Consider the following 9,741-nt stretch of genomic DNA (forward strand, 5'->3'; position numbering starts at 1 on the left):
GTGCTGTGCTATAAAGAAAGAAACAATACTTTTGCACACAAAAGTATAATAACGCACGCTATCATGGACAGTTCCTTCGATGAATTTTATATGCAACGATGCCTGCAGCTGGCTAAACTGGGAGCAGGGTATGTAGCGCCCAATCCCATGGTAGGTGCTGTTCTGGTACACCAGGGAAGGATCATCGGGGAAGGGTACCACCGCTTATACGGACAGGCACATGCAGAAGTGAACTGCGTAAGATCGGTGACAGCAGAAGATCAGCATCTCATCTCCTTATCCACCATGTACGTCAGCCTGGAACCCTGCGCACATCATGGCAAAACTCCTCCCTGTGCAGCCCTGATCGTATCCCAGCGCATACCGGAAGTCGTGATAGGCTGCGTGGATACCTTTTCCGCCGTTTCCGGCAAAGGCATCTCCATACTGGAAAATGCAGGTATCACCGTACGCACAGGTGTACTGGAAAAAGAATGCCGGGAACTGAACAAACGCTTCTTTACTTATCATGAACAGCAACGTCCCTACATTATACTGAAATGGGCCCAGGACCCTTCAGGCTACATGGCAACGGCAGACGGCGCTCCCATAAGGCTTTCCAATATTTTTACAGACAGGCTGGTACACCGCTGGCGTAGTGAGGAAGCTGGCATACTGGTAGGTACCGGGACAGCTGTTAACGATAACCCCCGGTTAAATAACCGCCTGTGGACAGGCAAAGACCCTGTAAGACTGGTAATTGACCGTACGTTGAAGACGCCCCGTCACTTCCATCTCTGGCAGGGAGATATTCCCACGCTCTTCTTTACAGAAGGAACATCTTCAAAAGAAGGCGCAACGGAAACGGTACAACTTAATTTCGAACAGCCGGTATTGCCACAGGTATTACAGCAATTATATGAACACCGGATATTGAGCGTAATAGTGGAAGGTGGTCCCTACCTGCTGCAACGTTTCATTGAAGCAGGACTGTGGGACGAAGCACGCGTCATCACCGGTACAAATGCTATCCCCGATGGAAGAAAAGCGCCGGCACTGCCTCACGCATTGCTCACAGAAGAAATTTTCCTGGAAGGCGATAGCATCCGGTATTACATCAACAAAAGTTAGTATGGCCCCTATCAGAAAACTGCTTTGCATTGTTATCTTGTTATGCTGTGTCTGCACAGCTGCCGCCCAGGCTGACAAATGGGCCGGCACCTGGTACATGGAATATAAACCCACACCTAACAATAGTCCCATCAAAGTACAGCTGCTGATCGGTCAGCCGGAATATAATACACTGTATCCTGCACAGCTGAAAATAGATTTTGCCACCTTCTCCGGTACTTACCTGGTATTGCTGGCAAAGAAGAATGAGAACCAGTTAGGTATTGGCCGTAATAAATATCCCCTTAATGAAGTGCCTTTCAAACTGCGTGCATGGATGCTATACCTCAACGGTACTTTCAATTATGAAAAGAAAGCTACCCCTGCTATCAGCCTGCAAAGAATGTGGATCGACTCTCACGAGCTCTATATGCAGGGCCTTTATGAAGGAGATGAAATGAACGCATACCTGAAAGACCTCCTGAGAGATCTTTTATCGCGGCGCGACTTCACACTCAAAAAGCTGAACAACACTCCCTGGAAACATCCTGATACCCGCCGGATCCTTCATCCGGAAGAAGATCCCATCTATTTTGGTATCTACGATAAAGAAACCGTGTATGATTCTATCATCCCGCTTACTATCCGGGATGAAGATATGATAGATAAAGACACCGTAACCCTCCTGCATAATGGTAAGATATTGCTGGATAAGGCTTATGTAAATGAAAAGGAGAAAATAGTACCTGTATCACTGGATACGGGTATGAATATACTGACGCTCTTTGCCGATAATTACGGCAGGCTGCCGCCTAATACAGGCTCTTTCTTTTTCAGGTCAGATACCTCTGCTTACCTGTATGATTTCTCTGACAGGGCCAATGGCTATGCCACATTCCTGGTAGCACAGGTAGTGCGCAAGACCCGGCCGGCAGGAGAGAAGGAACAACTCCGTATACAGGTAAAGGAAACTCCGCCTGTAAAAGCACAACCTCGTATACCGGTAAAGGAAATACCGGCTGTAAAAGAAGATCCCCGTATCGTCATCCGTAAAACAACACTGCTGGATAAAGTTACATTTACCTCTCCCGTAGTAACGCTTGATCTCTGGGATGATGCAGCAGAAGATGGCGACAGTATTTCCCTGGCGCTGAACGGACAGGATATAGTAACAGGGTTCCCTGTACGTAAACAACGGCAGCAGCTGGTTGTTACTTTATTACCGGGAGAAAATAAGCTGGTCATGATAGCAGATAACCTGGGCAGCATCCCTCCCAATACAGCAGTGTTAAGAGTATCGTCAGGAGCATTGAGGAAATATGTGCGTATCAAGACAGACCTGAAGCAGAATAATATGCTGCTGATCTACTACCAGCCGGAAGGAGAGAAGTCATCCGGTGGAAAATAACAAAAGAATGGAAATTTACTTTACTATAGAAAAGACTGCTACGGCAGAATTTAAGGACAGGGGCAGCAAGTTCCTGGCTTATGCCTGGCCCGTGAAAACTCCCGAGCAGGTAAAAGAATGCCTGCAGGAAATAAAGAAAGAACACCCCAAAGCTACCCATCACTGCTATGCTTACAGGCTGGGAACGGATGGGTTACAGTACCGTGCCGTAGATGATGGCGAGCCTTCAGGCACAGCAGGTAAACCTATTCTCGGACAGATAGACAGCAAACAGCTGACGGATGTACTGGTAGTGGTGGTACGTTATTTTGGCGGCACCTTACTCGGTGCGCCGGGACTGATCAATGCATATAAAATGTCCACAGCACTGGTATTACAGCTGATACCCGCTGTACAGAAAAATGTAGAGATCAAATACCGGCTCAGCTTTGATTATACTATTATGAACGATGTGATGATGGTGGTGAAACAGCAGAACTGTACTATATATGAACAGGAGCTGCAGCTTTTCTGCTCTATGGTGATAGGAGTGCCTAAAGCCGTGCAGGAGCTGACCCTGCTGAGGCTGAATGATATCTTAAGCCTGGAAATTAAACCGGAAAAATAACTTCTTTCATTTTCAACTGGTTGTGGGCTCAGAAAGCTCTCTCAAAAAAACGCTTGTGCCGAAGGCACAAGCGTTTTTTTGAGCAATTTTCCCGCTAATATCAGCTAAACCGCTCACTCACCACAAGATCTTTACTCCCTTTCTCATACTTATAAAACCCTTCTCCGCTCTTCACCCCAAGATAACCGGCTGTCACCATATTCACCAGTAGCGGACAGGGAGCATACTTCGGATTACCAAATCCATCATGCAATACATGAAGAATAGACAAACATACATCCAGCCCTATGAAATCCGCCAGTTGCAGCGGCCCCATCGGGTGAGCCATTCCCAGTTTCATCACCGTATCTATTTCCGCTACGCCAGCTACGCCTTCATACAATGAATAAATAGCTTCATTGATCATAGGCATGAGTATGCGGTTGGCAATAAAACCTGGATAGTCATTCACTACACAAGGTACTTTTCCCAGTTTTTCAGAAAGCTGAACGATGGAATCGGTCACTTCTTTTTCTGTTGCATAACCATTGATGATCTCCACCAGTTTCATAACCGGAACAGGGTTCATGAAATGCATACCTATCACTTTACCTGCTCTTTTGGTAACGGCAGCAATGCGGGTGATGGAGATAGAAGATGTGTTGGTAGCCAGTATAACGCCCGGGGCGGTATGCTGGTCCAGTTCCCGGAAGATCTTCAGCTTCAGATCTACGTTCTCTGTAGCTGCTTCCACAACCAGCTCTGCGTTTTTAACGCCGGCAGGAAGATCTGTGAAAGTAGTAATGTTTTGCAGGGTCTGTGTTTTGACATCGGCAGTGATGGCTTCTTTGGCCAGTTGCCTGTCAAGGTTCTTTTCGATGGTTTGCAGTGCCTTTTCCAGGGCTGGTGCAGATACATCAATGAGGTTCACTTTAAAACCGTTTTGTGCAAAAACGTGCGCTATACCATTTCCCATGGTGCCTGCGCCGATAACTGCAATCTGTTGCATGGTGTATTGATTTTGTTAATAGCCGTAACCGTAAGTGTTATTGCTCTTGTTCTTGAAGTCGCCCCGCTTCCAGGCCTGTATGAACTTGGCCCATGCCAGGGGATTCATTATACCCTGTGGAGGTTGCTGACCAGCATAATACAGGGACTGGGCCTGCCTGTTAAGATATGAATTGGTAGCCTCGCGCGCATCAGGAGGCGTATAACGTGAAAGGGCGCGCATTCTCGCTTCTTCGGTATTTTTTCTGGCCAGTTCGTATTCGTCGTCCGGAACATCTGCACTCACAAATGCCTTGTCAAATTCTTCCCGGCTGGGGTAAGGTCTTATAATGGTAACCGGCAGATAGGTGGTATCTATCACCAGCAGCTGTATCATCGAGTAATTGTTGCCCGGCAGGTTGGTTGGTATCTTATAGTCCTTACGTTTGAAACCTACGGCGCTGAAGGTAAGGGTATCTCCCTTAAATGCTACGATAGAGAACACACCCTGGCTGTTGGAAATGGTTCCCCGGTTCTGCCCTCTTACCAGTACACTCACTGCAGGAATGGCGCGAAGACTGTCGGCGGTCATGGTAATACCGGAAATCTGGATAATACTGTCTTTGAACTGCGAAAGCTGGGCTTTAAGCAGGAAAGGAAAAAACAGGAATAATAACAGTATGTAGGAACTCTTTTTGTGCATGCCGCCTCTAAGATAAATGTTTTGTTTTAAACAGGAGCCATAGGATTGTATTCCAGCCCTATATAGATGATGAGCGGGAAAGTTGAAAGACAAAAACTATGACAGCGTGACAAATTAACTCGCAATTGGGTTAACTTTGTACCCTGGAATTAAAATTAACAACTATTTATGATCACTACGGAACAGATTTTACAGGCTTTGAGCAATGTGGAAGAGCCTGATCTGGGGAAGGACCTCGTAACGCTGAATATGGTGAAGGATGTTGAGATTGATGGGAATAAAGTGAAATTTACTGTAGTGCTTACTACTCCCGCCTGTCCGCTGAAAGATCTGATCAGGAATGCTTGTGTGAATGCAATTCACCACCTGGTGAGTAAAGAGGCTGAAGTTCATGTGAATATGACAGCTAACGTAAACTCTAACAGGAAGGATGGCCGGAGTATTTTACCTAACGTAAAGAATATCATTGTAGTAGCGTCCGGCAAGGGCGGTGTAGGTAAATCCACTGTGGCAGCTAACCTGGCCCTGGCGCTGGCTGAAGGCGGCGCTAAGGTAGGACTGATGGATGCAGATATTTACGGTCCTTCCGTACCCATTATGTTTGGCGTACGCGGAGAACGGCCATTGATGACCACCGTAGAAGGCAAAGGCATGATAGTTCCGCTGGAAAAACATGGCATCAAACTCATGTCCATCGGGTTACTGATAGATGAAAAGCAGGCAGTAGTATGGCGTGGCCCTATGGCCAGCAGCGCTTTGAAACAGTTTATCACTGACGTGAACTGGGGAGAGCTGGATTACCTGGTAATAGATATGCCTCCCGGCACAGGTGATATTCACCTCACACTGGTACAGACCGTACCGGTTACCGGCGCTGTAATGGTAACCACCCCTCAGGATGTGGCGCTGGCAGATGCCAAAAAAGGTATCGCTATGTTCGGCGGCTCTCAGATCAATGTACCGATCATCGGGCTGGTAGAGAATATGGCTTATTTCACTCCGGCAGAACTGCCTGAAAATAAGTACTACATTTTTGGTAAAGAAGGTGGTAAACGCCTCGCCCAGCAGCTGGAAATTCCCTTCCTCGGACAAATACCCCTGGTACAAAGCATTCGCGAAGGCGGGGATGATGGCGTACCGGCAATGGTAGGAGGAGATGATGTTACCAAACTGGCATTTATGGGCATTGCCAGCACAGCAGCCCGTAACATCGCTATGCGCAATGCCAACGTAGCGCCTACCAGGATCGTCGAAGTCTTCGTATAATAACTTTCTCAGCCGTGCGGCTAAAACTATCACTATAATTTAGCCGCGCGCAGCGCAAAAAGAATCCCCGGAAATCGCTTTTGCCGAAGGCAAAAGCGATTTCCGGGGCAAATTCTTAACCAGCAGAAATTATTCTCAAAAGCCCTCTGTTTATACCAGGGGGCTTTTTCTTTTATAGTATAAACGGCTTACCACCAACCATCACCTCCTGCGTAGCCTCATCAAAAGTTGCCTTCATCCCGGTACGGTAAGCCGCATTCGCCATGATCAGCGCAATAGAATGAGAATAAGCCGCTTCGATAGGCGCATTCGCAGGCTTCCTGTCTCTTACACTCTGCATCCAGTTCCGCACGTGAGCATTGGTAAGCGGGTCACCCCCTGTATTAGCACTGGTAGCCGCTTTGGTTTCACTGGTAGCAAGCGTCATCTCAGGCAGCAGGTTGGCACGCATCCCCATTTCCTTCGCTTCCCTCTCAGTAAGACCGCCGGTAGGAGTGATCTTGTTCTTATCAATATCAATAGTACCGCCATTAGAGAAATACATTTCCTTGATACCACCAGCCGAGTTGGAGAAACGGGAACTGTAAGCTACCTGGAAACCCGATTTCGGATCATTCTCCGGACCATAATCAAATACTGCTGTAATAGTATCCGCATTGGTACGGCCATCCTTCCACTGGTAAATACCCCCGTTAGATACAGCAGAACGTGGATGTTTCAGTCCGCTGAACCAGTGCACGGTATCTATCTGGTGCGTCATCCACTGACCATAAATACCGGAAGAATAAGGCCAGAACAGGCGGTATTCCAGGTATTTACGCGGGTCCCAGTTATCTTTCGGCCTGCCTGCAAGGAAACGCCCCCAGTCAGTATCCTGCTCACGGATCTCCTTCACTAGCTCCGGCCTGCGCCAGCGTCCCGGCTGATTCACATTCCAGGTCATTTCCACCATGGTAATAGGACCAAACTTACCTGATTTAATAAAGTCATTCGCCGCATGATAGCTGTCGCCACTCCTGCGCTGTGTACCTACCTGGAAGATCTTGCCGGAATCTTTAACGGCTTTCAGCGCCTTACGGGCATCATCCATAGTTTCTGCAAATGGTTTCTCGCAGTACACATCTACTTTGTTGCCAACAGCTTCAATAGTATGATAGGCATGCTGGAAGTCGGCCGTAGCTATAAATACAGCATCGAGGTCCTTAATGCGGTACAGTTCATCATTGTTCACACATGCTTTGACATCATGGCCGGCCTTTTCCTGCAGCCATGCCTTACCTTCATCGCGTCTGCGTTTCCAGATATCGGATACAGCGATCATGTCAAAGTTCAGTTCCTTATTATTTGCAAAGAAGCAGGGCAGTAACGCCTGGCGGGCACGGTCGGAAAAACCAACCAGTCCGACATTTACCCTGTCATTAGCACCCATTATACGGGCATAGCTGCTGGCAGGCAGTCCCATTGCGGTAAGCGTAATACCTGCGCCGCTCAGCATAGATTGTTTCAGGAATTCACGACGTGATTTCATTCTGTGTGGGTTTAAAAGTTTTGATGGATCATTTATACGATGCTGCGATCTGTTTTTTCATGTATTCCAGGGTAGGCGCCGCCTGCTTGTTCATGTCATCCCAGCGGCACTCCAGTGAGATCCTGCCGGTATAACCTATTTTCCCCAATGCGGCTATATAAGGAACAATATCGTCACCGGTAGATCCCGGAGCTGTTCTCTTCTCCCTTTCCGCTATATGGCAGTGCACCAGGTTCTTTTTAGCTTTTATCAGCTCCGCTGGTGACTCATTCTCCTTCAGCATATGATAAATGTCTGCCGTAAGTTTGAAGTTGGGATGGTTCACCTTTGTAACTATAGCATTTGCTTCCGCCAATGTGTTAACAAAGTTGGTTTCCGTGCTGTTCAGGTTCTCTATTGCTATCACACAATGATAAGGCGCGGCAGCTACCGCCATCTTCCGGCAAAGTGAAATGAACTGCCCGGTGGCCGTATCTTTATTATAATTGTCCGGCAGCTTGCGGGATACACCGCTGCCCAGCACTACCACCTCTATACCAGCAGTTTGCGCTCTCTTCATCACCCCCTCCACATATTCCAGCACCTGCTTTTCATTCACATCCGGACCGGTAAGCCGGATATTCCCGGGAAAAAAGACATTACAGGCCTTTACAGGACATTTCAGTTGCTTCAGTTGCGCCAGCTGCAGCCGGAAAGTATCTTCCCCGATAGCAGGAGAGAGGAGCTTCTGTACACTTTCCTCTATATACCCATATCCTGCATTGTGTAAAAGTGCATCGTTTGAGCGGGATGTACATACTCCTACCTGAGGGACCCGGGTTTGTGCATTCGATTGCAAAACGCAAACTAATGCTGCGCATAATAGCCAGTTGAGACAGTTCTTCATATATTTTTTTTCATAAACGCAGAGCGCAAAAGTTAGGAACATTATTTTATAAATCCAAATAGGGTGTGATGAGCGTAATGTTGCAGATTTTTTTTCCTATATTTAATTACGAATTACCATAGGAGTATTCCACTTTTTACTAATATTTTCATTTCAATCGCATTGCTTAAGTTTTACTTAACTTTGCGCCCCAAATCAGTAATTTATGAACAGACAGGAATTGGTGAATTTGATAAAGGAGCGGCAATCTTACCTATGCGTGGGACTGGACACAGACCTGCAAAAGATCCCCCGCCATTTACTCTCTCATCCTGACCCGGTATTTGCTTTTAATAAGGCCATTATTGATGCAACAAAAGATCTTTGTGTGTCTTATAAGATCAATACTGCCTTTTATGAGTGCATGGGCATCCGTGGCTGGGAAAGCCTGCAACGTACAGTAGAATATATCCCTTCCGGCCTGTTTACTATTGCAGATGCCAAACGTGGAGATATAGGCAATACCTCCACCCAGTATGCCAAAACATTCTTTGAAACATACAACTTCGACGCAGTGACCGTAGCCCCCTATATGGGCCGTGACAGCGTTACGCCTTTCCTCTCCTTCAACGAGAAATGGACCATCATGCTGGGACTGACCTCCAACGAAGGAAGCAATGACTTCCAGCTGCAGTCTGCAGGAGATGAAAAGCTCTATGAAAAAGTATTGAAAGCAGGTATGAGCTGGGGATCACCTGATAACCTGATGTTTGTGATCGGCGCCACTCAGGCGTCACAGTTAGCTTACATCCGGCAGCTGGTGCCAGACCACTTCTTCCTCGTGCCAGGAGTAGGTGCACAGGGCGGTAACCTCCAGGAAATCTCCGCCGTAGCCATGAATAAGGACTGCGGATTGCTGGTAAATGCCAGCCGTTCTGTTATCTATGCCGGCAACGGAGAAGACTTTGCCCAGGACGCCAGGAATGCCGCACAACTACTGCAGCAGGAAATGGCAGAATACCTGGACGTGAAATTGTCTTCTATAGCCTGAATACATTAAGTTGTTATCGCTTGAATACATTAAGCTGCTGCTTGAATGCATTAACAGCGGTTATCGCCTGCAAATTCATTTCTTTTTAACACATTAAGCCGCGCACAGCGCAAAAAATACCCCCCGCAAAAAAAAGAAGCCGTCTCAAAAGTAATTTGGGACGGCTTCAGCTTTTTATACATTTTTTTAGATAAAAGGCGCCTTTTTGTTAACCATATGATGCTTATTGTGTTATAGGAAGTATGGCAAGAGGCAAAA

General features: G+C 47.1%; 10 protein-coding genes. 5 read left to right on the forward strand and 5 right to left on the reverse strand.

What is annotated here, in order from left to right; translation table 11 throughout:
- The first annotated feature begins 63 nt into the window (after positions 1 to 63).
- From ribD to GO493_RS25390, 3 genes are read left to right on the forward strand one after another with little or no spacing between them, the layout of a single operon-like run.
- Positions 64 to 1,110, forward strand: a complete 1,047-nt coding sequence (gene ribD, locus GO493_RS25380) for a bifunctional diaminohydroxyphosphoribosylaminopyrimidine deaminase/5-amino-6-(5-phosphoribosylamino)uracil reductase RibD (RefSeq protein WP_157309038.1) — start codon at positions 64 to 66, stop codon at positions 1,108 to 1,110.
- A 1-nt stretch (position 1,111) separates the two neighbouring features.
- Complete coding sequence (locus GO493_RS25385; RefSeq protein ID WP_157309039.1) at positions 1,112 to 2,497, forward strand: hypothetical protein; 1,386 nt, start codon at positions 1,112 to 1,114, stop codon at positions 2,495 to 2,497.
- A gap of 7 nt (positions 2,498 to 2,504) precedes the next feature.
- Positions 2,505 to 3,104, forward strand: a complete 600-nt coding sequence (locus tag GO493_RS25390) for an IMPACT family protein (protein ID WP_157309040.1) — start codon at positions 2,505 to 2,507, stop codon at positions 3,102 to 3,104.
- A gap of 100 nt (positions 3,105 to 3,204) precedes the next feature.
- Here GO493_RS25390 and GO493_RS25395 read toward each other — a convergent pair whose 3' ends face one another.
- The gene (locus tag GO493_RS25395; RefSeq protein ID WP_157309041.1) at positions 3,205 to 4,092 is read right to left on the reverse strand and encodes a 3-hydroxyacyl-CoA dehydrogenase family protein; all 888 of its coding nucleotides are present in this window, start codon (positions 4,090 to 4,092) and stop codon (positions 3,205 to 3,207) included.
- Between the two features lie 15 nt (positions 4,093 to 4,107).
- Positions 4,108 to 4,773, reverse strand: a complete 666-nt coding sequence (locus tag GO493_RS25400) for a carboxypeptidase-like regulatory domain-containing protein (RefSeq protein WP_157309042.1) — start codon at positions 4,771 to 4,773, stop codon at positions 4,108 to 4,110.
- Between the two features lie 168 nt (positions 4,774 to 4,941).
- Between GO493_RS25400 and GO493_RS25405 the strand changes: the two genes are divergently transcribed.
- Positions 4,942 to 6,039 (forward strand): Mrp/NBP35 family ATP-binding protein, encoded by a 1,098-nt coding sequence (locus GO493_RS25405; RefSeq protein WP_157309043.1) that lies wholly within the window; start codon positions 4,942 to 4,944, stop codon positions 6,037 to 6,039.
- Positions 6,040 to 6,211: 172 nt separating this feature from the next.
- On the opposite strand, the gene GO493_RS25410 is transcribed toward GO493_RS25405, so the two are convergent.
- The gene (locus GO493_RS25410) at positions 6,212 to 7,567 is read right to left on the reverse strand and encodes a Gfo/Idh/MocA family protein (RefSeq protein ID WP_157309044.1); all 1,356 of its coding nucleotides are present in this window, start codon (positions 7,565 to 7,567) and stop codon (positions 6,212 to 6,214) included.
- A gap of 28 nt (positions 7,568 to 7,595) precedes the next feature.
- The gene (locus tag GO493_RS25415) at positions 7,596 to 8,453 is read right to left on the reverse strand and encodes a sugar phosphate isomerase/epimerase family protein (protein ID WP_157309045.1); all 858 of its coding nucleotides are present in this window, start codon (positions 8,451 to 8,453) and stop codon (positions 7,596 to 7,598) included.
- A gap of 205 nt (positions 8,454 to 8,658) precedes the next feature.
- Between GO493_RS25415 and pyrF the strand changes: the two genes are divergently transcribed.
- A complete protein-coding gene (pyrF, locus tag GO493_RS25420) occupies positions 8,659 to 9,483 on the forward strand; it encodes an orotidine-5'-phosphate decarboxylase (RefSeq protein WP_157309046.1) in 825 nt (274 codons plus the stop codon).
- Between the two features lie 50 nt (positions 9,484 to 9,533).
- Here pyrF and GO493_RS31155 read toward each other — a convergent pair.
- On the reverse strand, positions 9,534 to 9,741 hold a 208-nt coding region (locus GO493_RS31155; protein ID WP_232539059.1), incomplete at its 5' end, for a hypothetical protein.

Source organism: Chitinophaga tropicalis, from assembly GCF_009758205.1.
Taxonomy (GTDB): Bacteria; Bacteroidota; Bacteroidia; order Chitinophagales; family Chitinophagaceae; genus Chitinophaga; species Chitinophaga tropicalis.